Raw genomic sequence first — 22,472 nt, 5'->3', positions numbered from 1 at the left:
GCAAATGCATTCGTGGGGCGAGCGCGTCAAGAGTGACCTCGCTGACCTGGATGTCAAATCATTAGGTCGAGTAGGCGTCTTGCTGGGTGGTCGCTCTGGTGAGCGAGAGATTTCCTTAATGTCAGGTAACGGCGTATTGGAAGCCCTACTCTCTAAAGGAGTTGATGCGCATCCATTCGATCCGGGTTTACGTTGCCCAACTGAAATAGCAGATGAAAAATTTGATCGCATCTTCATCTCCCTACATGGACGTTATGGTGAGGATGGCACTATCCAGGGATTACTCGAGCTATTAGGCCTTCCTTACACCGGTAGCGGTGTGCTGGCTTCTGCACTGGCGATCGATAAAATTGCGACCAAGCTTGTTTGGCTTAGTAGCGGTCTTTCAACTCCTGAATTTGAAGAGCTTAAAGCTGACAGTGACTGGAATGCTGTTGTAAAGCATTTAGGCTTGCCATTAATTGTGAAGCCTGCGCATGAAGGCTCATCACTTGGTTTAACTAAAGTGAAATCGGTTGAAGAATTACCTGCTGCCTATAAGTTAGCCGCCGCAATGGATAAAAAGGTGATTGCAGAGACTTGTATTGTTGGTGACGAGCTGACTTGTCCGCTGGTTGGATTTGGAACAAATGCCGAAGCCTTGCCTGTGATCAAAATTATTCCACCAGAGGCTAACTACGATTTTCATAATAAGTATTTCTCTGATGAGACTAAATATCTATGCCCAACTGGACTTGAGCCAGAAGTGAATAAAGCAGTTCAAGAATTGGCGTTAGCTGCCTATCGTGCGCTTGGATGCAAAACTTGGGGTCGAGCTGATGTGATGCTCGATCAAAAAACTGGCAAACCTTATCTTTTAGAGATGAATACCTCTCCAGGTATGACCTCGCATTCTTTAGTTCCTATGGCAGCAAAAGCGGCTGGCATTGAGTATTCCGAACTAGTTCTCTGGGTCATTAGCCAAACCCGTAATAGCAAGGGGCTCACGCAAGCATGAGTCGGATAGGCGCCTTCTTAAATGGTTGTGGTGAAGTATTTACTGCACTGGCCTCTCCGCTTTGGAATTATCCAGAGCGGATGCAAAAGCTGAGCCGTTTCTTAATGCGCTGTTTTGCAGTCATGGTTTTAGTTGGAATTTTGGTGTGGTTGAGTCAGCGCCCCGTCTTTGCTTTACGTCAAGTTGTCATTGAGCCAGTAGCTGGGCAAACACTCAAGCATATTAATAAGCCGGTGGTGAAGCAGCAAGTTTTGGAAACGGTTCAAGGAAATTTTTTCAGCGTGAGGTTGGAGGATGTGAAGCGTGGGTTCGAGTCCATGCCTTGGGTGCGTCACGCTAACGTTCGCAGAGTTTGGCCCAACGGATTGATTGTGAGCATTGAAGAACAAAAGCCATTTGGCACATGGGGCGGTGCCGAAAGCCACATTTTAATGAATACCCATGGCGAACTCTTTGCTGGGCGTGTATCTGATGTAGGGGATGGCATTTCTTTGATTGATTTCTCAGGACCAGAAGATGCTAGCAAAGAGGTGATGCGCTTGTATGAAAGAGCGAATGCTTGGTTTAAGCCTTGGAGTGCGGAAGTGAAAAGCTTAACTCTCTCTGATCGCTACGCTTGGAATGTGAAGTTATCCAATGGCATGAAGGTGGAGTTTGGTCGGGATGAAGAGAATTCAGACAAAACATTAACTGAGGATCGTGTCGCACGTCTTTTTAAGTATTGGCCACAGGTTCAAGAGAAGTGGGCCAATCGGGTAGATGCAATCGATCTGCGCTACGCAAATGGTTTTGCAGTGCATCTTGCTTCGACAAGTTTGAAAAAAAATGAAGCAGATGGCAAAAAAAGCGAGCAGAAGCAATGAGGAATGAGAATGAGTAAAGACAATCGCGATTTACTGGTCGGATTAGATATTGGAACATCCAAGGTAGTTGCTTTGGTTGCTGAGTTAGAAGCTGATGGCCAATTTAATGTCGTTGGCGTTGGTCAAACTGCGTCCAAAGGTTTAAAGAAGGGCGTAGTTGTCAATATTGAAGCTACTGTTCAGTCTATCCAGAAAGCGCTTGAAGAAGCTGAAGTCATGGCCGACCGCCAGATCGTGCAGGTCTTTACTGGCATTGCTGGAAATCATATTGTGAGCTTTAACTCCAGCGGTATGGTGGCCATACGCGATAAAGAAGTGAGTGCTGGCGATGTTGAACGTGTTTTAGAAACTGCTAAAGCAATCAACATTCCAACAGATCAGCAAATTCTTCATATTCTTGTTCAGGAATTCATTATTGATGGACAAGAGGATGTGCGTGAGCCAATTGGTATGAGCGGTTTACGCCTGGAAGTAAAAGTACATATTGTTACTGGTGCTGTTAGTGCCGCACAAAATATTGTGAAGTGTGTACGTCGTTGTGGTTTAGAGGTAAACGATTTAATTTTGCAGCCCTTGGCTTCGAGTTTAGCTGTATTAACTGAAGATGAAAAAGAGTTGGGTGTTGTCTTGGTGGACATTGGTGGTGGTACAACTGATATTGCAATTTACTGTCAAGGATCTATTCGACATACTGCAGTGATTCCAATTGCAGGTGATCAAATTACCAATGACATTGCAATGGCATTGCGTACACCAACTATTGATGCTGAAGATCTTAAGATTCAATATGGCATTGCTCGCCAAGATATGGCCGATCCCACCACCATGATTGATGTCCCAGGCGTTGGTGATCGTGAACCACGCCCAATGTCAAAGCAAGCCTTAGCTGCCGTTATCGAGCCACGAGTAGAAGAGTTATTTACCTTAGTTCGAGGCGTTGTGCGTGATTCTGGTTACGAAGATATGGTGTCTTCAGGGATTGTGCTTACGGGTGGAACATCCTTGATGCCGGGAATGGTTGAGCTTGCTGAGCAAGTGTTCTTGCGTCCAGCACGTATCGGTACTCCCGAGTACCGCGGGTACCTGCATGAGGTTTTGCGTAGCCCCCGTTTTGCTACCAGTATCGGTTTATTAATGGAAGGTCAGGCGCAGCTATTGCGTGGCCGTCGAGTATCACAATCAGGCGCGTTACAAAGTGTGATTTCGCGCATGAAGGAATGGTTCGCAGGAAATTTTTAAGTTTTTCGTCGTCGTCAATGTAGTACTTATTACCTAGGAGGGTATATGGAATTTGAAATGTTAGATCAAGAAACAGCCGGTAAAACCATTATTAAAGTGGTTGGGGTTGGTGGTGCAGGCGGTAATGCAGTTCAGCACATGATTCGTCGCGGTGTTAATGGCGTAGAGTTTATTTGCATGAACACCGATGCTGGCGCTTTACAGCGTTCCGAGGCATCTGTGAATTTGCAACTAGGCTCTAGCGGACTCGGTGCTGGCGCAAAACCTGAAATCGGCGCAGCTTCCGCTGAAGAAGCGCGAGCTCGGATTGCAGATACATTGCAAGGTGCACACATGGTGTTCATTACTGCTGGTATGGGTGGTGGCACAGGTACTGGTGCAGCGCCAATTGTTGCTCAAGTCGCTAAAGAAATGGGTATTTTGACTGTTGGCGTTATCAGCAAGCCATTTGATTTTGAGGGCGTTAAGCGTCTCAAAGTTGCAGAGAATGGCGCTACTGAACTCGAAGCTTATGTAGATTCATTGATTGTAGTTCTCAATGAAAAACTTTTTGAAGTCATGGGTGAAGATGCAGAGTTTGATAAGGCATTTGCCTGTGCTGATGATGTATTACATAACGCTGTCTCAGGTATTGCAGAGATCATTAACGTGCAAGGTTTGATCAACGTCGACTTTGAGGATGTGAAAACAGTGATGGGCGAACAAGGCAAGGCGATGATGGGAACTGCAACAGTATCCGGTATGGATCGCGCACGCTTAGCTGCTGAAGCTGCCGTTGCTTCACCGCTTCTCGAGGGTGTCGATTTGTCTGGTGCGCGTGGTGTATTGGTTAATATCACTGCTAGCCGTTCATTAAAATTGTCCGAAACTCGCGAAGTCATGGCGGCAATTCGGGGCTATGCTGCAGATGATGCTACTGTGATTTTCGGCACTGTTTATGACGAGAGCTTAGGTGATGCACTGCGTGTCACTGTTGTTGCTACTGGTTTGAACAACCCACAATCACGTCAACATCATCAACCAGAGGTAGTTTGGAGACAGGCTACTGGTACACATGATGCGATGCCAACAATGGCTGACTTAAATAGTTTTGCTCCAGCAAGCGCTTCAGCAGCAATCAGTAGAGTTAATTTAGATTCAGCTCCGATTACTAGTGCCGGTTTGGCAATGACGGGTACAGGTAGTGCACCCTCGATAGCTTCTCAACCCGCATCTAGTAGTGTTGATTACAGTCAATATGATTTGCCACGTGTATTCCGTAGTTCACGGGAAGCTACACCAGCCCCTACTCTAGGTGCTGATAGCTCGCCACAGGCTAAAGCCATGTTGGACAAAGGGGCTGATTATTATGAAATCCCAGCTTTTTTACGTAAGCAAGCAGATTAAATCACTGCTCAATACAATAGGTTCTGCAGAATGCCAGCGCGGCGCCCCTCCGGACGACGAATCCCGCGCTAGCGTTGGCATACTCATGACAACTATTTAATTGGAGAATTTATGATTGCAGTCGGACAAAAGTTACCAAACGCCACACTTTATGAGTTTTTAGATGAAGCGAGTGAAGGTTGCGCCATTGGGCCAAACGCCTTTGAAGTTGAAAAACTCACTGCCGGTAAAAAGATAGTGATCTTTGCATTACCTGGTGCATTCACGCCAACTTGTTCAGCAAAGCATGTTCCTAGCTATGTTGAGCACTTTGATGCAATCAAAGCAAAGGGTGTTGATGAAATTTGGTGTATTTCAGTAAATGACCCATTTGTGATGGGTGCCTGGGGCCGAGATCAAAAGGTTGGCAAAAAGATTCGCATGTTTGGTGATGGTAGTGCTGAATTTACTAAGAAACTTGGCCTAGAGTTAGATTTAGTTGCTCGTGGTTTGGGTGTTCGCTCAGATCGCTACGCCATGATTGTTGAAGATGGTGTTGTGACAACCTTGGATCGCGAAGCACCTGGCAAATTTGAAGTAAGCGATGCCGCTTCTATCCTGAAAAAGCTTTAATAAATCATTCCTGAATTTAGATAAACCATGATGAAGCAACGCACAATCGCTACCCCGATCAAAACCGTGGGGATTGGTTTGCACTCTGGGCGCAAGGTGACTTTGTCTATTAAGCCTGCGCCGATAAATTCAGGAATTGTATTTGTACGTGTAGATACCCCAGAGCAATCGCTTGTACCGGCCACTGCTCTGGCGGTTTGCGATACCCGCTTGGCCTCAGTGATACAAAAGGATGGCGTGCGTGTTTCCACCGTTGAGCATTTACTTTCAGCTTGTGCAGGCCTAGGACTTGATAATTTATTAATTGAGCTTGACGGCGAAGAAGTGCCCATCATGGATGGCAGTGCAGCCTCATTTTTGTTCCTAATGGAATCGGCTGGTATATCTGAGCAAGAAGCTTCTAGACAGTTTGTGGTGATTAAAAAACCTGTGGAAGTGAAGGAGGGCGACAAGCTTGCACGCCTAGAGCCTTTCTTCGGATTTAAGTTGGACTTCACCATTGACTTTAAGCATCCTGCAGTAGATAAAACTGGTCAACGTTTTGTGGTGGACTTTGCTGAGCATGCTTATCGTAGTGAGATTGGCCGTGCCCGAACCTTTGGCTTTGCTCACGAGGTTGAGGCATTGCGAGAGATGGGTTTAGCGCGAGGTGGGAGCTTGGATAACGCGATTGTGCTCGATGAGCATCGTATTCTTAATAACGAAGAGTTACGTTACGAAGATGAGTTCGTGCGCCATAAAATCTTGGATGCCATTGGCGACCTGTATTTAGTTGGGCATCCGATTGTGGGTTCCTATGTTGCTGAAAAATCAGGACACGCCTTAAATAACGCGCTCTTGCGTAAGCTTTTGGAAGATCCTAGCGCTTATGAAATTAGCAGTTTCCCTGAAAATAAGGCTCCCGCAGCCTATTCCAAAGAGAGTCAACCCCTCTTTTTCTAGGTTTATTTAGGCTTGCTCTGAAGCAGGCGTTCAACTGCCTTATGTAGTTCAGAGTCAGGCGCTAACTTATCTAATAATGATTCCCAAGAAGCCCTTGCAACAGCATTAAAGCCTCTTGGTTTTTGCGTCGCCTGGAGTCCTTCACGAGGCTTGATTTCCCAGGTCGGTGGCGCTGGCTTCAGGCGCACCTTAATGCTAGCGCAAACGACTCCTTTTTTAGCTAACTCATTGATTAAGCTGGGTAAAACTTGCTGAAGACGGGTTGCAATGCTTGCCCCATTCACTAGTAAAAAAAGCTCATTTTGAGCTCCAGAGCGCCACCCAGCCTCAATTTTGGACGCTAAATTTTCTAAATCCAGCTCGAATAGAGCTGCTTTCAGGGCAATTTTGAGTTTGGCTAAATCTTCAGTTTTCGCCAGAATTCCGCCCAAGCCCTCAGACTCGCGTAAATACTCCAGCCACTCATGGGCAGCCTTCGTGCGAATAGGTTTAGGGGCAAAGTTCATATAAAAAGAGGGTGCGGGTGATAAACTCAAGGTCTTAATTTACTTCAATATCCCATGGTAATCGGTCTTCTTAAAACCCTGGTCGGCAGTCGTAACGACCGCCTCTTAAAACAGTATCGCAAAGCAGTTGCCAAAGTTAGCGCTTTCGAGCCTAGCATGCAAGCTTTGGATGATGCCGCACTGCAAGCAAAAACTGCTGAGTTCAAGTCACGTTTAGCCGCGGGTGAGTCATTGGATGATATTGCTCCAGAAGCTTTTGCTGTAGTTCGTGAAGCAAGTACACGAGTGATGAAGATGCGCCATTTTGATGCGCAGATGATGGGTGGTCTTGCATTGCATCAAGGCAAGATTGCTGAAATGGGAACTGGTGAAGGTAAAACTTTAACCGCTACGCTCCCCGTCTATTTAAATGCCCTCACAGGTAAGGGTGTTCACGTCATTACAGTAAATGATTATTTGGCTCAGCGCGATGCCGAGTGGATGTCAACTCTCTATAACTTCCTAGGAATGAAGGTTGGCGTGAATCTATCTCAGATGGATCACACCACTAAGCAAGAGGCTTATGCAGCAGACATTACCTACGGAACTAATAACGAATTTGGTTTTGATTACCTTCGTGACAATATGGTGCAAGACTTAGGTCAGCGTGTTCAGCGTGGCCTAGCCTATGCGATTGTCGACGAGGTGGACTCTATTTTGATTGATGAGGCGCGCACCCCACTGATCATTTCTGGTCAGGCTGAAGACCATACTGATTTGTATATCAAGATCAATGCATTGCCTGCTTACTTGGAGCGCCAAATCGGTGAAGAGAAAGCAGATGGCACTGGTGTTGAAAAGCCAGGCGACTACTGGGTTGATGAAAAGTCCAATCAAGTCTATTTAACAGAGCGCGGTCATGACAAGGCTGAGACAGTCTTGGTTGAGATTGGCGCCTTGAATGATGGCGACTCCTTGTATGCCCCACAAAATATTACTTTGATGCACCACGTTTACGCAGCATTGCGTGCGCATACTCTGTACAACCGTGATCAGCAATATGTCGTTCAAAATAAAGAAGTGATTATTGTTGATGAGTTCACGGGACGCTTAATGCAGGGTCGCCGTTGGTCTGATGGTTTGCATCAAGCTGTAGAGGCAAAAGAAGGTGTGCAGATTCAGAATGAGAATCAGACGCTAGCCACGATCACTTTCCAGAACTACTTCCGTATGTATGGCAAGTTGGCCGGTATGACTGGTACTGCCGATACTGAAGCTTATGAGTTCAAGGAAATCTATAGTCTTGAGACTGTAGTCATTCCTCCAAATCGCATCAGTCAAAGAAAAGATCGTCAAGATCAGATTTATAAGACATCGCGCGAGCGTTACGACGCAGTGATCAAGGATATTGAGGATTGTTACAAGCGTGGTCAGCCTGTCTTGGTGGGTACAACTTCGATTGAGAATTCAGAACTCATTGCAGGATTGTTAGATCAGCGCAAATTGCCGCATCAGGTCTTGAATGCTAAACAGCATGCTCGCGAAGCCGAGATCATTGCTCAGGCTGGTAGACCAAAGATGATTACCATTGCTACTAATATGGCAGGTCGTGGAACAGACATTGTTTTGGGTGGTAACGTTGGTAAGCAGTCCTCTTTAATTGAAGCGGACACAGCTCTTTCAAATGCAGAAAAAGCGGGCAAGATTAAGACTTTGCAGGACGAATGGCAAAGCTTGCATGATCAAGTGTTAGTCGCTGGTGGTTTGCACATTATTGGTACGGAGCGCCACGAGAGTCGTCGTATCGATAATCAGCTTCGTGGTCGTGCTGGTCGTCAGGGCGACCCTGGCTCTTCCCGTTTTTATCTTTCTTTAGATGATTCGCTTTTGCGTATTTTCGCTGGAGATCGTCTACGCGCAGTCATGGATCGTCTCAAAATGCCAGACGGTGAGCCAATTGAAGCGGGCATGGTCACTCGCTCTATTGAGTCAGCTCAGCGTAAAGTGGAAGGTCGTAACTTTGATATTCGTAAGCAATTGTTGGAATACGACGACGTTGCCAATGATCAGCGTAAAGAAACTTATCGTCTTAGAAATGAGGTTCTCGAAAGCGCTGATGTTGGTGAGTTGATTGCTAACTTGCGCGAAGATGTCTTGCGTGGCATTTGCGCTCTATATATTCCTTTGGAGTCTATGGAGGAGCAGTGGGATTTAGTTGGCCTAGAGAATGTATTGGTTAACGACTGGGGTTTAATGGTTGACCTGAAAAACTGGGTTGAAAATGCTGAGTCTATGGATGATGAGCAAATTGTTGATCGTGTTCTAGCGATTGCAAAAGAAACTTATGATGCAAAAGTAGAGCTTTCCGGACGCACATCTTTCGCTGGGTTTGAGCGCTCGGTTTTACTCTACAGTTTAGATACTCATTGGCGTGAACATTTGGCTGCCTTGGACCATTTGCGCCAAGGTATCCATTTACGTGGCTATGCTCAAAAAGATCCAAAACAAGAGTATCGCCGTGAAGCATTTGAGCTATATGGTGAGTTGCTCAATGTCATTAAGAATGATGTTGTGAAAAGCATTATGACGGTGCAGATTCGTAGTGCCAGTGAGCTAGATGAGGCCTCCGAGTCAATCAATGAGGATTTAGCCAAACTCTCAGATGTGCAATATCAGCATGCTGATGCAGACCTTGAGGTGGCTGGATCAACTGGCGATCGTGGCGCAGCAATTGAAATTATTCCAGCGCCATTGCGAGCTGGTCCTAAGGTGGGTCGAAATGATCCTTGTACCTGCGGAAGTGGTAAGAAATATAAGAACTGCTGCGGCGCGTTAAGTTAAGCTAAATAGAATCTAAAAGAGCTGCTAGATCCGGCAGTTCTGCAAGGCCTCATCTACAATTGTCAGACCATGACAGTTAACCTAACACTCCCCCAAAAAGACCAACTAAAGCCTGTCAAAGGTTTTCAGATGGGCACCGCTGAAGCTGGAATCAAAAAGGCCAATCGCAAGGATTTATTGGTGATGACCTTAGTCCCTGGCTCACAAGTTGCCGGTGTTTTTACTTTAAATCGTTTCTGCGCTGCGCCGGTTCAGGTTTGCCGAGAGCATTTGGCTTTGAACGGCTCTAAAGGCGAGATTCGCGCTTTGGTGGTCAATACTGGTAATGCCAATGCAGGTACTGGTGAGCGAGGCATGCAAGATGCTTTAGCAACTTGTACTGAGTTAGCTAAAGAGCTCAAGATTAATTCGGAGCAAATTCTTCCGTTTTCAACGGGTGTGATTCTTGATCCGCTGCCAATTGATCGGTTGATTACTGGATTGCCTAAGGCAGTGGCCAATCTAGGCGAAGACCATTGGCTTGATGCGGCAGAAGCGATCATGACAACGGATACTCAGCCTAAGGCGACATCGGTGATAGTGCAGACTCCAGATGGGCCCGTGACTATTACTGGTATCTGCAAGGGCGCAGGAATGATTCACCCTAATATGGCAACCATGTTGGGATTCATTGCAACTGATATTGGTTTTGCACCGGGCTTACTTGCGGCCTTGACTCAAGAGGTTGCTGATCAATCATTTAACGCAATTACGATTGATGGAGACACCTCGACTAATGATTCATTCATCATCATGGCAACTGGTCAATCAGCCGTGCAGATTGCATCAACCAATGATGCTACTTATAGTTTAGTTCGGACTGCATTAATTGATCTTGCACGCAAGCTTGCTCAAATGATTGTGAGAGATGGTGAGGGCGCAACGAAATTTATTACGATTGATGTGCAAGGCGGTAAGACTGAAGAGGAGTGTCGCTTAGTAGCGGAGGCAATCGCTCACTCACCTTTAGTAAAGACAGCCTTCTTTGCGAGCGATCCTAACTTAGGCCGTATCCTTGCTGCGATTGGCTATGCTGGTATTACTGATCTTGACGTGAACCAGGTGCAAATGTGGCTGGGAGATGTGTGGGTTGCCAAGAATGGTGGCCGCAATCCTGATTATCAGGAGCTTGATGGTCAGAGGGTAATGCAGGCGCCAGAAATTACTATCAAGATTGATCTAGGTCGCGGATCAGCGCAGCAGACAATGTGGACTTGTGATCTATCGCACGACTACGTTTCTATAAATGCTGATTACCGCTCATAGGAACTCGTTATATGAATGAAAAATTAGAGCAACTCTTAAGTCATCTTGAAACGTTTTTGCCTAAAGCATTGACAGAAGAGCAGTGGAAATCTTCAACTGCTTTTAGATGGCGTCGTCGCGATAGTATCTTTGGAAGCATTGGATTTTTGCAGCCAGTAAAGCATGTCGCTAATATCTCATTTGAAGATCTAAAAAATATCGATCGGCAACGTGATGCAATTCGTGACAATACGAAAAATTTTATTCAGAAGAAGCCCGCTAATAATATTTTATTAACAGGCGCACGTGGTACAGGAAAGTCGTCGCTCATCAAAGCCAGCTTGCATGAGTTTGCTAGCCAAGGCTTGCGCTTAGTTGAGGTTGAAAAAGAGCATTTAGCTGACTTAGCTGACATCACGGATTTATTGGCCGATCGTCCAGAGCGCTTTATTGTTTTTTGTGATGACCTCTCATTTGAGGATGGTGAATCTGGTTATAAGTCGATGAAGTCTGCTTTGGATGGCTCTGTGTCAGCTCAAGTGGACAATATCTTAATTTATGCCACTTCTAACCGACGTCATCTCTTGCCTGAATACATGAAAGATAACGAGAGTTATGTTCATGGCGATGATGGAGAAATTCATCCTGGTGAAGTTGTGGAGGAAAAAATTTCTCTATCAGAGCGTTTTGGCTTATGGCTTTCTTTCTATCCACCAAAACAAGATGAGTATCTAGAAATTGTGGCCCATTGGTTACGCCATTTTGGTTTAAGTGATGCGCAGATTGAGGGTGCTAGAGCTGAGGCATTGGTCTGGGCTTTAGAGCGTGGTTCGCGGTCTGGTCGTGTGGCTTGGCAATTTGCTAAGCACTGGGCCGGTTCACATGCCGCTTAATTATTGACGATGCATGAGTAATACTAATCGCCCCGTGACGGAAGTTGCCGCTGGAATTCTATTGGATGCGGAAGGTCGCTTTCTTATGGGTCAGCGTCCAGAGGGCAAACCTTATGCTGGCTACTGGGAAGTGCCTGGTGGAAAAATTGAAGCCGGTGAATCTGTATTCGCAGCGCTAAAACGTGAATTACAAGAAGAGCTTGGAATCGATATTGAGTCTAGTGAGGAGTTGCTTGTCTTAGAGCATGACTATCCACATGCTTATGTACGCTTGCATGTCAGCATCATTCGAAAATGGACTGGTGTACCCGCAGGTTGTGAGGGTCAGGCACTCTCTTGGCAGTTGCTTGGAGATGCACCTCCGACGGTGGAGCCCTTATTGCCCGCGGCATGGCCCATGCTAGAAAAGCTCAAACAGCTAAAGATTTAGAGCTGGCAGAGGGTAAGCCTAAAAGGCACATCCTCATTGATGGTCTGCGGCTTTTTATCTTGATCGATCTTCAGAAAGCGAATTGAGAGCAGATATTTATTTGCGCTGATTTCTGAATAGAGGATGTCATCTTCAACAGCAATGCGCATTAATTGATACACCTTGCCTGACGGCGCCTGTTGGTAAGCACCTTGATGTGCCACAACATCTTTAGCCTCGCCAGACTGGCGAAGTAGCCTTAAGAAAATTTGACAAGCTTCATGCCATGGCAAAAGCGGTGCAACGTATTTATCTAACAACTCTCTACGTTGAGTTGAAGAAGTATTTTTCCACGCATGGTAGCTAGGTAAATCAATCGGACTTGTTCCACCAGGAATATTTAGTCGTGCCCTAATAGCATTAAGCCACTCACTCTCGGTAATTGCAGCATTAGGCTTACCCACAGACTGATTAATATTTTGCGCAGCTTTATCAATCTCAGACAGCGTTTGTGTAAGCGCTTCTTGATCCACCTTTTGGGAGGACTTTAAGCCATTTAAGGCATATCTTTGGCGCTCAAATTCTTTTAGCAACAGGGATTTAATATCGCCTCTAGAACCAATGTCACCCAGGTCAAACAACATTGCAATCGCATTGTGGTGTAACTCGGGGTCATCTGATCGGAGGAAGTGATTAAAGCGGGCGAACAAATACTCCAGCCGAAGCATGCTTCGAACTAATTCATTGAAAGGGTATTCGTAGACAATCACAAGCCTATATTCTATGACGAACTTAAAGGCTCTTCTAAAATTTTGAGTAATTGTTGGTGCAGTTTTAAAACCGCTGGCTTGAGCTCATCTAAGCTACCTTGATTTTCGATAACAGCATTGGCTGCTGTTAGACGAGCATTTCGGCTAGTTTGCGCTTTGAGAATATTTTCCACATTTGAGCGTGTCATATTGTTGCGGTGCATCACTCGTTGGATTTGGGTTTCTTCTGGGCAATCCACCACCACAAGATAGTCAATGAACTTGATCCAAAATCCAGATTCAATTAGCAGGGGAACCACAAAAACAAGGTAGGGCGCTCCAGACTTAGCCAGTTCAAGGGCTTGCTTAGCAGTTTCCTCCTGAATCAAGGGGTGAGTAATTTGCTCTAAAACCTGACGGGAGCTGGGATCTTCGAAGACTACAGTCCGCATCTTAGGTCGATTAAGGGCACCTTGGGGATCAATAAAGTCAGCACCGAAAACCTTGGTAATTAATGGAATCGCTTTTCCACCAGGGGCGGTGATTTGATGTGAGATCTTATCTGTATCAATAACACCGGCCCCGTGCCCACCCAGCAGGTTACTAACCGCAGTTTTTCCAGACCCAATGCCACCTGTTAAGCCAATGAGAGGAATTTTCCCTTTCAGGGCTTTTAGATCAGCTTGGGCAGAACCAAAGTTTGAATGAGTTGAGGCCATAACAACTCAATGATGCCAGCAATAGCTAAAAAGGGGCCAAAAGGAAATGCTTCCCGTAAATGATGTCTACGCAATTTAAGCCAAATAATGCCACCTAGTATCCCTGCAATGGAAGCCATCAGGAGAATGCTAGGTAGAGCGTTCAAGCCCAACCAGGCACCCAGGGCCGCCAAGAGCTTGGCATCACCCATGCCAATACCATCTCGGTTTTTCAGGAGACGATAGCCAGTATTTAATGCCCACAGCAAACCATACGCTAGAAATGCTCCAACGCATGCCGAGTTTGGGGTGGTGAAGCGTAAGTCTGAGAATGCGTTAAAAACAATGCCTAGAATGATCAAGGGGAAGGTGATTGCATTCGGTAGACGGAAAGTGCGCCAATCGATATGAGCCAAATACAGTAAAGCCAGTATCAGCAGAGATTGAATTATCCAGATGCTTACTGTGGGATCCACTAAACGATTTGTCCTAAATTAAAGATGGGTAGATACAGGATTATGACTAGACTGCCAATGATGGCACCAACAAACAGAATCAATGCAGGCTCTAAACTTTGACTGAGTGTATTGAGTCGGCTACTTAGCTGGGAGCCTAGAGTGGTGGCGCGCTTATTCAACATGTCAGCCAATGCGCCACTTTCAGCGCCAATGTGAAGGAGTAGCAAAGTTTCTACGTCAAGAAGTCGTGATTTACGATCTGCGCGTTTCAGCGACTCTCCCAATGGCCAGCCACGGGTGAGGTGTTTAAATATCTCCGCACTAAAGTCATGACTCACCCAGTGATTAGAGGATTGTGCAGTAACTCTTAGAGCGTCTGGGAGTGGTAAACCCGTTTCTAACAAATGACCTAAGGTACGACACCAGTGACTCAACGTTGCCAGCCTAAATAAATTGCCAAAGAATGGCATGCGTAATAAGAGGGCATCACAATATTTTTGTAGTGAGCTTGATTTGAGCCAGATAGACATAAAGCCGGTAACCATTAATAGAATACAAAATAATATTTCTAGAGAGTAACTTTGAATACCTGTAGAAATAGAAATGAGGATTCTGGTTGGCGCTGGAAGCTCAGCCTGAAAATGTCCAAAGACTTCTTCAAATACGGGCACAACCCAGACCATCATCACTAGGACAAGTAGAAAAGATGTTCCTAAGGTGATGATGGGGTACGTTAGTGACTGCTGTACTTTTCTTCGCAACTCAATCTGGGCTTCTAGCTGTTGTGAAATTGTGCGTAGCGCTAAGCCCAGGTCACCCGTTCTCTCGCTGACTCTGATGAGGTTGGAAAACTCTGGGGAGAATTTTCCATCTTGTGAGCTCAGGCAAAAAGAAAAACTATTACCCTTTTGAAGCAGTGCGCGAACATCCTCTAGCCAAGCCTGCCAAGGTTTTGGTGCAGACTGAATTAATAGTTGGATGGCATTGAGCAAGGGAAGGCCAGCCTGAAGAAGGGCAAGCATCTGCTCTGCAAAATGGAGTTGCTCAGACTTGCTGAGCTTTCTCTTGAAAAGCATGCGGACTAATGCCAAGTGCCAAGCTCGGCATCTAGCGATATCTGATCTACTAAGCCCGACTTTAGTAATTGCATTCCTGCTGAGTGGATGTCTAGAGCTTTAGCTGACTCAAACAACTGCTTACCTCCCAAAACCTCATGGACACCAATGCGACCGAAGTAGCCAGATCCCTTGCAAAGCCTACAAGGTAACTCACTTAGAATGAGATTGCATTGATTACAGCATTTACGAATTAATCTTTGAGAGCTGATGCAACGAAGACAAGATTCAATCGATTCTTGATCTACACCGAGGCTTTTAAGTCGGCTTAACGCGCCAATCGCATTACGTGTATGAAGGGTGCTTAAAACCAAATGTCCTGTTTGTGCTGCTTGAATGACTAGCTGCGCGGTTGCAGAGTCCCGTATTTCACCAATCATGATGACGTCCGGATCTTGTCGTAAGAGTGCGCGAATAATGGTTGGAAAATCTAACCCCGCTTTTGGGTGGTAGGCCACTTGATTTATTCCGGGCAGCCTGATTTCAATAGGATCTTCAATCGAGCAAATATTGTGTTGCACGTGATTCAATGAGTTCAAACAACTGTATAAGGTTCGCGTCTTACCGCTCCCAGTAGGTCCTGTTACCAGAATCAATCCATTGGTTTGACTAATAGCCTCTTGAACTATTTTTAGTTGCTCTGGTAGTAAGCCAATTTGATCTAGCGCCAACTCTTCCAAGCAACTAGGCAAAATACGTACTACCGCTTTCTCACCATGCAAAGTGGGAAGAATGGATACGCGGCAATCAATATTGGGCTGGCTAAAGTTATAGCCAATCACAAGACGCCCATCTTGAGGCAGACGTTTTTCTGCAATATCAAGACGCGCCAATATTTTGATGCGCGTAATTAGGCGCTCATGAAAATCAATAGGGTATTGGTTTTTTTGGGTGAGAAGGCCATCTATTCTCATGCGTACTACGGTTTCTTGAGATCTCGCCTCAATATGAATATCCGTAGCCCGATTATTTAATGCATCAACAGCAATGTCATGCCAGGTTCGAATGATGTGAGAGTCATGCAGTAGATCACTCAATCTTGATTCGGTTGAGAAAGGGGTTGGTATAGCTTCACAGTTTTCACGCCATGCTCATCAAACTGTACGATTTCCATCACCACGCCAGCAACACGAATGCTGACATCGTAATCAGGAATTGCTTCGAGCTTTTCTAGGATAAGGCCATTTAAGGTGCGCGGTCCATCGAGCGGCAGATCCAACTTTAGAAGGCGATTTAAATCTCGCAATGAGGCGGTGCCGCTAGCAAGGTAAGTACCATCAGCAAGCCAATGAGGATCGTTAGAAAGATTGGAGAATGAGGTGGTGAATTCACCGATAAGTTCTTCAACGATGTCTTCAAAAGTCACTAGACCAAGGACTTCGCCATATTCATTCACTACTAAGCTTAATCGCTGTTGGTTATCCTGGAAAAATTGCATCTGCTGCAGAACGGGCGTACCACTAGGAATAAAGTAGGGCTCATTGAGTAGGGCTCTGAAGTCTTCATGATGAAGCTCTGCATTACCTAGTAATGAGAGTGCTTTTTTCACAGATAGAATTCCAACGATGCGCTCAGAGTCGCCGTCGCATACTGGAAGTTTGTTGTGATAGCAGGTTTCCAATTGCTCGACCACTTCGACAATAGGGCGAGAGAGATCTAGAACTTCGATTTTTGAGCGGGGCGTCATCACATCATCAACCAGAATATTTTCAAGATTGAAAAGATTTAACAAGATATTGCGATGATGTGCAGAAACAAAGCGATTAGATTCCAGAACTAAGCTACGCAATTCTTCCTTACTCATGACGCCGTTATCAGTAGATGCTTGTAATCCGGAGACTTTCATTAGCCCTGATACAAAGCTATTAATGAACCAAAGTAGTGGCTTGAGTACAAAAGTAAGCGGGAGAATGAACCAGCCAACATTACTTGCAATTTTTTCTGGAAAGGCTGCACCGATCACTTTCGGGGTGATCTCGCTAAAAATAATGATGAGTAGTGCAACAACCAATGTAGCAATAGATAACACCAGGCCGCTATCGCCAAAAATATGTAAAGCAATGCCGGTAACTAAGATTGGTAGGATGGTATTGATGAGGTTGTTGGATATCAGCAATACTGAAAGCAGTGAATCCATGCGCTTTAATAGTCGTTCGGCAAGTGCAGCTCCAGCGTTACCGCCATGAGCCATAGCCCGAAGACGATGACGATTGGATGAAAGCATGCTGGTTTCGGCCATAGAAAAGAAGCCGGATAGTGCGAGTAAAAATAGGACTAATGCGACTTGGCTAATAAAAGGCCATTCATCAAAAAAAGTGTCCATCAGCTATACCTGCAAAGAATAAGGAACAATCAATATAGCAAAGTGCCATTTCACTCGCTATAGCTGTATCGGAATCCTGCATGAATTTATCCCTCAATCTGTGTCAGAATCTTCCGTATGTCTACTCTTAAATCTGTCGAGTATTGCGTCATATCAGCCCCTTTTGGGCGTCTAGGCGTGCAAACAGAGCTAGTAGATGGGAGTTTGATGATCTCAAAAATCGATTATCTGCCTCTAGACGCTGACTTGATTCCTCCGGGAAATGCGTTGGCAAAAGCCTTCTCAAAACAGTGTGCCCAATACTTTAATAACGCTTTATCCATATTTGATGTTCCACTCAAGCCTGCCGGAACGGTTCATCAGCAAAAAGTTTGGAATGCCACCCTAGGTATTGAGGCGGGAAAGACAATCACCTATGGTGAGATTGCAAAAAAGATTAAAAGCGGACCTCGTGCAGTTGGGACTGCTTGCGGAGCTAATCCCTACCCGTTAGTTACCCCGTGCCATAGAGTAGTTTCTGCACAAGGTCTTGGGGGTTTTATGAAAGAAGATAGCCCAGGTTTTTATCGCCAGATCAAAATTTGGCTCTTAAAGCATGAGGGCGCGCTCTAATCATTCTTTGCCGAGATTTTTCTGAGTTGCTTAGGTGCTGCAAAAAAGAATGATTTCATCAAGAATGTATTCCCGGCTGCAATCTTTGTGAAGGCATGGAAAATCCAAACGGTATTTCTAGAAAGTTTCACCTCAGATTGATTGCTAAATTCTTTTCTACTAGCAATTTTTTCAAGCGTCATGACGGCAAGCCCAAAGGCTAGAAAGCAGAAGCGTCTCATACCTATCTCATTTTCTGGGAGCAAAATAATGTAGCTCATGGAGTCTTGAAGTTTTTTGTGGGCAATCTTTAGAAGCTCTGCTTGGCTCATCTGCGCTGGCTTCCAGGAGACTCCACGTGCATGGTCCTCCGGTGAGTCTTTCAGAATATTAGTCATTTGTAAGGCTTGACCAAAAGCGATGGCTAACTGCTCATGACCTTGAATACGTTTTGCAAACTCAGGGGAATAATGGCTAAAGATGTCTGTGAGTAACTCCCCCACTACGCCGGCTACTACATAGCAATACTTTTCAAATTCTGCGAGATCTTTTAGTCCCTCTTGCGTTTGTCGATTATGAAAGTAAGACATACCATCAGACATAATCGAAACACAACGGCCAATGGCTGCCCGATCCCTATCTGGGAAAGTGTGCAGAATGCGAAGAACAGTGGGGGTGTGAGCAATTAAATCTAGCTCATCAACATTGGAATAGCCCCTGAGAGCATCTAGACAGGGGGCTACAAATGAAGCTACTGGAATAGTCCCTAACGTTGCCTCCAAAAATAGCTTGGATAAGCGCTGCTTTTCTGCTGGACTGAGTTCAGCCGCATCCTCAATAGTGTCGACAATACGGCACAGTAAGTAGGTATTGCCAACTACCACTTCAATTGCTGGTGGCAAAAGAGGGATTGTGAGCGCAAAAGTGCGCGATACAGAACCCAAAATCGCTTTTTGATAGGCTAAATCGCTATTGGGGTACTCGTTAGGGTGTATGGCGGAATTCACCCCTGAATTATGTCAGACCAGCATGCCCAAATTTAGCCCTAGTTGCTTAAATGGCATAAGTAACAAAGCCATATAATTTGTGCAAATTCCAGAAGGAGAAATTAGGCGATGCTGATTTGGTTTGTCATCATCTATTGGGTGGTTTCGGTAGGTATTGGCCTATGGGCCGCGCTACGCGTCAAAAACACTGCTGACTTTGCTGCAGCAGGTCATAGCCTTCCTTTGCCTATTGTTACCGCCACCGTATTTGCTACTTGGTTTGGGTCGGAGGCGGTTTTAGGCATTCCTGCAACCTTCTTAAAAGAAGGCTTAGGGGGAATCGTATCTGACCCCTTTGGCTCATCCTTATGCCTCATATTAGTGGGCCTGTTTTTTGCTCGTCACCTCTATAACCGTCGAATGCTCACAATCGGTGATTTCTTTAGAGAGAAATACGGTCGTACCGTTGAAGTACTGGTTACCCTTTGTATTGTGATTTCTTATTTGGGCTGGGTTTCAGCTCAAATTAAAGCCCTCGGCTTGGTCTTTAATGTAGTTTCCGACGGCAGCATCACGCAAACGGCTGGCATGTTGATTGGCGCTGGGAGTGTACTGATTTATACATTGTTTGGCGGTATGTGGTCGGTAGCAATAACCGATTTCATTCAAATGATCATTATTGTGGTGGGCATGCTCTACATTGGTGGGGAGATGACAACCCAAGCGGGCGGGATGGGTATAGTTTTTGATCATGCACTTGCAGCAGGTCAATTTTCTAATTTTTGGCCTGATATGAACCTTGCTTCCATTTTGGGTTTTACTGCGGCTTTGTGCACCATGATGTTGGGCTCCATTCCCCAGCAAGATGTCTTTCAGCGGATTACCTCCTCTAAGAACGTCAACATTGCAGTGCAGGCAGCATTATTGGGTGGAGTCTTGTATTTCGTATTTGCCTTTGTGCCTCTATACCTAGCTTATTCAGCAACCATCATTAGCCCTGCTTTGGTAAAGCAGTACATAGACACTGACCCGCAAATGATTTTGCCTAAGCTTATCTTGAATCATGCTCCATTGATTGCGCAGGTGATGTTTTTCGGTGCCTTACTATCGGCAATTAAGAGTTGCGCCAGCGCCACTTTGTTAGCACCCTCAGTTACTTTCGCTGAAAACATCGTGCGAGGGTTTTTTAAGCATTTATCTGATCAAGACTTACTGAAGATTATGCGAATCACCGTTCTATGTTTCACGGTGGCAGTAACCTTTTTTGCGATTAATTCAGAGCTATCCATTTTTAAGATGGTTGAAAATGCCTACAAGGTCACGCTAGTAGCTGCTTTTGTGCCACTGGCATTTGGCGTGTATTGGTCAAGAGCAAATTCTTTGGGTGGCTTATTGGCTGTTTTAGGGGGGTTAGTGACATGGATTGGCTGTGAAATGATGGCTCCGACAGCAATCCTACCCCCTCAATTGGCAGGCCTTTTGGTCAGCATTATCGGCATGTTATTGGGTGGACTAATTGCAAGTCCGAAGCCAATATCAAGCTCAGGAGCGTTGGATAAGTAGAACCTCAATATTTTATTGCACCCCTAAATGTTCTCCTCTAATATGAGATTAATTCAAAATTTTTTATCTTTATGGAGTTCCTATGAAAATCTGTGTGATCGGTGGAGGGGGTGCGATTGGCGGCTATCTTGCTGTCATGTTGGCACGAGCCGGCAATGAGGTAACGGTAGTAGCCCGTGGCGCAACCCTAGCGGCAATCAAGGAGCGTGGCCTTGCATTAATTATGGATGACCAGCCTGAACCTTTAGTAGCGCAGGTAAAAGCAGTCGAAAAAATCCGAGATGCAGAAACGCCAGACGTGGTGATTTTGGCGGTAAAAGCCCACCAGGTTGAGCCAGTCATTGAAGATCTTGCCGCAATCATGGGCCCAGAAACAATCTTAATTCCGATGCAAAACGGAATTCCTTGGTGGTACTTTCAGAAGTTGGGTGGCAACTATCAGGATCACTCTGTTGAAACGGTTGATGCGGGCGGTGTTGCCAAAAATGCAATCAATCCCAACAACATCATTGGTTGCGTAGTGTATCCAGCAACCTTTACACAAGCTCCAGGTGTAATTCGTCACGTTGAAGGCAATCGCTTTCCTTTAGGTGAGTTGGATGGTAAGCAGACCGAGCGTATTCAGAAGGTATCTGAAATGATGTCGGCAGCTGGATTTAAGTCACCTATCTTGGAGGATATTCGCTCTGAGATTTGGTTGAAATTGTGGGGCAACATGACTTTCAATCCCATCAGCTCTCTGACTCATGGAACATTGGAAGGCATTTGCCAATATCCACTGACCAAAGAGCTGGCTCGCAACATGATGGCCGAAGCACAAACCATTGCTGAAAAGTTGGGCGTCACTTTTCGTGTGGACATTGAACGTCGTATTGCTGGCGCAGAAAAAGTTGGCAAACACAAGACCTCTATGTTGCAGGATTTAGAAGCAGGCCGTAGCTTGGAGATTGATGCCTTGTTAGGTTCTGTAATTGAGCTTGGCCAGATTACCAAAATACCAACACCATGCCTCAATACGGTCTTTGCATTAACAAAGTACCTTGATGAAAATGTTCAAGCCTCTAAAGGTAGCTTGGCATTGCCATCCGTTTCTGGTTACTAAAATCTAAAGAAATATTTAGATTTAATCTCTAAATTAGTAGGGAATTAAAAAACCTTCACCATTAAACATGGTGAGGGTTTTTGTTTTGAGACTTTGGTTTTAGATCAACAGCCTTGATCATTTATTCGAAGCGATTATCTAGGCGTCCAACACCATCAATAATGATGCTGATATTGCTTCCGGGCTTCATGGAGCCAACACCAACAGAGGTACCACAGGCGATGATGTCGCCAGCCTGCAGTGGGACGTCTTGAGAAATTAGGCTGACCAATTTTGCAGGTGCAAAAATCATATCTGCGATGGGGTAGTTCTGACGCTCTTGGTCATTCAAAATGGTTATGATTGTTAGCTTATTCGGATCTATATCAGTAGTGATGTAAGGGCCGAAGACGCCAAAGGTATTAAAACTCTTTGAGCGGGTCCACTGTGCATAGCCGGGATCACGATTCAAAATCTCGATTGCAGTGACATCGTTAATACAGGTGTAACCAAAAATAGCATTAGCTGCTTGAGCCTCATCTGCTTCATGACACGCTTTGCCGATGACAATGCCGAGTTCGCCTTCATAAACCACTTTTCCAGAGTAAGACTTGGGAGTGCGAATCACTTGATTTGTTGCCAAGAAAGAATTATTGCCTTTCAGAAAATATAGAGGCTCTGTTGGCACAGTATGCTCAAGCTTGGTAACTAGCGCATGAAAGTTATCCACCATAGCAACCATCTTGGATGGGGTGCATGGGATATCGATAGTGACATCAGATAGCTTTAATGTTTCGCCAGTAGCTTGCGGCTTATTAAATAGATCACCGGTATACACGGCAACCTGATCGCCTTGTACCTGTCCAAAGCCGGTTTTGCCTTGATGTTGAAACCTGAGCCATTGAGCCATAATGAATCCTCCTGATGGTTAATATTTATAAGCAATATCTTACAGGG

Annotated in this window: 22 protein-coding genes; 13 read left to right on the top strand and 9 right to left on the bottom strand. The window is 45.3% G+C overall.

Features of this window, described 5'->3' with window-relative positions; all coding sequences use genetic code 11:
• Nucleotides 1-4 precede the first annotated feature (4 nt).
• The 6 genes from ICN26_RS03570 (at nt 5) to lpxC (ending at nt 6,039) form a co-directional block, all read left to right on the top strand.
• Entirely contained in the window at nt 5-997 is a 993-nt protein-coding gene (locus tag ICN26_RS03570) for a D-alanine--D-alanine ligase (RefSeq protein ID WP_216267645.1), read from the top strand.
• Nucleotides 994-1,860, top strand: a complete 867-nt coding sequence (locus tag ICN26_RS03565; protein ID WP_216860364.1) for a cell division protein FtsQ/DivIB — start codon at nt 994-996, stop codon at nt 1,858-1,860. The genes ICN26_RS03570 and ICN26_RS03565 overlap by 4 nt, the downstream gene beginning before the upstream one ends.
• A 9-nt stretch (nt 1,861-1,869) precedes the next feature.
• A complete protein-coding gene (gene ftsA / locus ICN26_RS03560; protein ID WP_216266961.1) occupies nt 1,870-3,099 on the top strand; it encodes a cell division protein FtsA in 1,230 nt (409 codons plus the stop codon).
• Between the two features lie 45 nt (nt 3,100-3,144).
• Nucleotides 3,145-4,485: a cell division protein FtsZ gene (gene ftsZ / locus ICN26_RS03555; protein WP_215355532.1), complete on the top strand. Its 1,341-nt coding sequence runs from the start codon at nt 3,145-3,147 to the stop codon at nt 4,483-4,485.
• 111 nt (nt 4,486-4,596) lie between these two features.
• Nucleotides 4,597-5,097, top strand: coding sequence for a peroxiredoxin (locus ICN26_RS03550; protein ID WP_216266959.1), 501 nt, complete (start codon nt 4,597-4,599; stop codon nt 5,095-5,097).
• Between the two features lie 27 nt (nt 5,098-5,124).
• Nucleotides 5,125-6,039 (top strand): UDP-3-O-acyl-N-acetylglucosamine deacetylase, encoded by a 915-nt coding sequence (gene lpxC / locus ICN26_RS03545; RefSeq protein ID WP_216266957.1) that lies wholly within the window; start codon nt 5,125-5,127, stop codon nt 6,037-6,039.
• Between the two features lie 2 nt (nt 6,040-6,041).
• On the opposite strand, the gene ICN26_RS03540 is transcribed toward lpxC, so the two are convergent.
• Nucleotides 6,042-6,575: a hypothetical protein gene (locus tag ICN26_RS03540; protein WP_255534360.1), complete on the bottom strand. Its 534-nt coding sequence runs from the start codon at nt 6,573-6,575 to the stop codon at nt 6,042-6,044.
• A gap of 24 nt (nt 6,576-6,599) precedes the next feature.
• On the opposite strand from ICN26_RS03540, the gene secA reads away from it, so the two are divergent.
• The 4 genes from secA to ICN26_RS03520 all read left to right on the top strand — a co-directional run bounded on the left by secA (nt 6,600) and on the right by ICN26_RS03520 (nt 11,972).
• On the top strand, nt 6,600-9,365 hold the full coding sequence (gene secA, locus ICN26_RS03535; protein ID WP_216266955.1) for a preprotein translocase subunit SecA: 2,766 nt from the start codon (nt 6,600-6,602) through the stop codon (nt 9,363-9,365).
• 69 nt (nt 9,366-9,434) lie between these two features.
• Nucleotides 9,435-10,670: a bifunctional glutamate N-acetyltransferase/amino-acid acetyltransferase ArgJ gene (gene argJ / locus ICN26_RS03530; protein ID WP_216266953.1), complete on the top strand. Its 1,236-nt coding sequence runs from the start codon at nt 9,435-9,437 to the stop codon at nt 10,668-10,670.
• Between the two features lie 11 nt (nt 10,671-10,681).
• On the top strand, nt 10,682-11,542 hold the full coding sequence (locus ICN26_RS03525; protein WP_216266951.1) for an ATP-binding protein: 861 nt from the start codon (nt 10,682-10,684) through the stop codon (nt 11,540-11,542).
• Nucleotides 11,543-11,555: 13 nt separating this feature from the next.
• The gene (locus tag ICN26_RS03520; protein WP_216266949.1) at nt 11,556-11,972 is read left to right on the top strand and encodes an NUDIX domain-containing protein; all 417 of its coding nucleotides are present in this window, start codon (nt 11,556-11,558) and stop codon (nt 11,970-11,972) included.
• Here ICN26_RS03520 and zapD read toward each other — a convergent pair.
• From zapD to ICN26_RS03490, 6 genes are read right to left on the bottom strand one after another with little or no spacing between them, the layout of a single operon-like run.
• Nucleotides 11,969-12,721 (bottom strand): cell division protein ZapD, encoded by a 753-nt coding sequence (gene zapD / locus ICN26_RS03515; protein WP_216266947.1) that lies wholly within the window; start codon nt 12,719-12,721, stop codon nt 11,969-11,971. The genes ICN26_RS03520 and zapD overlap by 4 nt on opposite strands.
• A gap of 11 nt (nt 12,722-12,732) precedes the next feature.
• On the bottom strand, nt 12,733-13,419 hold the full coding sequence (coaE, locus tag ICN26_RS03510) for a dephospho-CoA kinase (protein WP_216860362.1): 687 nt from the start codon (nt 13,417-13,419) through the stop codon (nt 12,733-12,735).
• Nucleotides 13,374-13,874: a prepilin peptidase gene (locus ICN26_RS03505; protein WP_216266945.1), complete on the bottom strand. Its 501-nt coding sequence runs from the start codon at nt 13,872-13,874 to the stop codon at nt 13,374-13,376. Before ICN26_RS03505 ends, coaE begins: the two co-directional genes overlap by 46 nt.
• Nucleotides 13,874-14,932, bottom strand: coding sequence for a type II secretion system F family protein (locus ICN26_RS03500; protein ID WP_216266944.1), 1,059 nt, complete (start codon nt 14,930-14,932; stop codon nt 13,874-13,876). Before ICN26_RS03500 ends, ICN26_RS03505 begins: the two co-directional genes overlap by 1 nt.
• 5 nt (nt 14,933-14,937) lie before the next feature.
• Nucleotides 14,938-16,008: a GspE/PulE family protein gene (locus tag ICN26_RS03495; protein ID WP_216266941.1), complete on the bottom strand. Its 1,071-nt coding sequence runs from the start codon at nt 16,006-16,008 to the stop codon at nt 14,938-14,940.
• Nucleotides 16,005-17,294 (bottom strand): HlyC/CorC family transporter, encoded by a 1,290-nt coding sequence (locus ICN26_RS03490; protein ID WP_216266939.1) that lies wholly within the window; start codon nt 17,292-17,294, stop codon nt 16,005-16,007. Before ICN26_RS03490 ends, ICN26_RS03495 begins: the two co-directional genes overlap by 4 nt.
• 117 nt (nt 17,295-17,411) lie before the next feature.
• On the opposite strand from ICN26_RS03490, the gene ICN26_RS03485 reads away from it, so the two are divergent.
• The gene (locus tag ICN26_RS03485; protein WP_216266937.1) at nt 17,412-17,906 is read left to right on the top strand and encodes a methylated-DNA--[protein]-cysteine S-methyltransferase; all 495 of its coding nucleotides are present in this window, start codon (nt 17,412-17,414) and stop codon (nt 17,904-17,906) included.
• On the opposite strand, the gene ICN26_RS03480 is transcribed toward ICN26_RS03485, so the two are convergent.
• Entirely contained in the window at nt 17,903-18,892 is a 990-nt protein-coding gene (locus tag ICN26_RS03480) for a phytoene/squalene synthase family protein (RefSeq protein WP_216266936.1), read from the bottom strand. The genes ICN26_RS03485 and ICN26_RS03480 overlap by 4 nt on opposite strands.
• A gap of 108 nt (nt 18,893-19,000) precedes the next feature.
• Here ICN26_RS03480 and ICN26_RS03475 point away from each other — a divergent pair, with 108 nt between their 5' ends.
• Together ICN26_RS03475 and ICN26_RS03470 are read left to right on the top strand one after the other, a co-directional pair.
• Nucleotides 19,001-20,434 carry a high affinity choline transporter 1 gene (locus ICN26_RS03475; protein WP_216266934.1) on the top strand — a complete coding sequence of 478 codons (1,434 nt, stop codon included), beginning with the start codon at nt 19,001-19,003 and terminating at the stop codon, nt 20,432-20,434.
• A gap of 82 nt (nt 20,435-20,516) precedes the next feature.
• On the top strand, nt 20,517-21,536 hold the full coding sequence (locus tag ICN26_RS03470; RefSeq protein ID WP_216266933.1) for a 2-dehydropantoate 2-reductase: 1,020 nt from the start codon (nt 20,517-20,519) through the stop codon (nt 21,534-21,536).
• A gap of 121 nt (nt 21,537-21,657) precedes the next feature.
• Here ICN26_RS03470 and ICN26_RS03465 read toward each other — a convergent pair whose 3' ends face one another.
• Nucleotides 21,658-22,425, bottom strand: coding sequence for a fumarylacetoacetate hydrolase family protein (locus tag ICN26_RS03465; RefSeq protein WP_216266930.1), 768 nt, complete (start codon nt 22,423-22,425; stop codon nt 21,658-21,660).
• Between the last annotated feature and the right edge of the window lie 47 nt (nt 22,426-22,472).

The sequence above is a fragment of the Polynucleobacter hallstattensis genome (assembly GCF_018881835.1).
Taxonomy (GTDB): Bacteria; Pseudomonadota; Gammaproteobacteria; order Burkholderiales; family Burkholderiaceae; genus Polynucleobacter; species Polynucleobacter hallstattensis.
Note: the sequence above shows the minus strand (reverse complement) of the source record. Positions and strands in the feature narration are given on the sequence as shown.

Excerpts from the sequence above, each read along its gene's own strand:
- ftsA (WP_216266961.1), top strand. The coding sequence starts at position 1,870 with ATGAGTAAAGACAATCGCGATTTACTGGTCGGATTAGATATTGGAACA.
- ICN26_RS03465 (WP_216266930.1), bottom strand. The coding sequence starts at position 22,425 with ATGGCTCAATGGCTCAGGTTTCAACATCAAGGCAAAACCGGCTTTGGA.
- ICN26_RS03565 (WP_216860364.1), top strand. The coding sequence starts at position 994 with ATGAGTCGGATAGGCGCCTTCTTAAATGGTTGTGGTGAAGTATTTACT.
- secA (WP_216266955.1), top strand. The coding sequence starts at position 6,600 with ATGGTAATCGGTCTTCTTAAAACCCTGGTCGGCAGTCGTAACGACCGC.
- ICN26_RS03475 (WP_216266934.1), top strand. The coding sequence starts at position 19,001 with ATGCTGATTTGGTTTGTCATCATCTATTGGGTGGTTTCGGTAGGTATT.
- ICN26_RS03500 (WP_216266944.1), bottom strand. The coding sequence starts at position 14,932 with ATGCTTTTCAAGAGAAAGCTCAGCAAGTCTGAGCAACTCCATTTTGCA.
- ICN26_RS03470 (WP_216266933.1), top strand. The coding sequence starts at position 20,517 with ATGAAAATCTGTGTGATCGGTGGAGGGGGTGCGATTGGCGGCTATCTT.
- ICN26_RS03570 (WP_216267645.1), top strand. The coding sequence starts at position 5 with ATGCATTCGTGGGGCGAGCGCGTCAAGAGTGACCTCGCTGACCTGGAT.
- argJ (WP_216266953.1), top strand. The coding sequence starts at position 9,435 with ATGACAGTTAACCTAACACTCCCCCAAAAAGACCAACTAAAGCCTGTC.
- ICN26_RS03550 (WP_216266959.1), top strand. The coding sequence starts at position 4,597 with ATGATTGCAGTCGGACAAAAGTTACCAAACGCCACACTTTATGAGTTT.
- ICN26_RS03525 (WP_216266951.1), top strand. The coding sequence starts at position 10,682 with ATGAATGAAAAATTAGAGCAACTCTTAAGTCATCTTGAAACGTTTTTG.
- coaE (WP_216860362.1), bottom strand. The coding sequence starts at position 13,419 with ATGGCCTCAACTCATTCAAACTTTGGTTCTGCCCAAGCTGATCTAAAA.
- ICN26_RS03520 (WP_216266949.1), top strand. The coding sequence starts at position 11,556 with ATGAGTAATACTAATCGCCCCGTGACGGAAGTTGCCGCTGGAATTCTA.
- ICN26_RS03485 (WP_216266937.1), top strand. The coding sequence starts at position 17,412 with ATGTCTACTCTTAAATCTGTCGAGTATTGCGTCATATCAGCCCCTTTT.
- lpxC (WP_216266957.1), top strand. The coding sequence starts at position 5,125 with ATGATGAAGCAACGCACAATCGCTACCCCGATCAAAACCGTGGGGATT.
- ftsZ (WP_215355532.1), top strand. The coding sequence starts at position 3,145 with ATGGAATTTGAAATGTTAGATCAAGAAACAGCCGGTAAAACCATTATT.
- ICN26_RS03490 (WP_216266939.1), bottom strand. The coding sequence starts at position 17,294 with ATGGACACTTTTTTTGATGAATGGCCTTTTATTAGCCAAGTCGCATTA.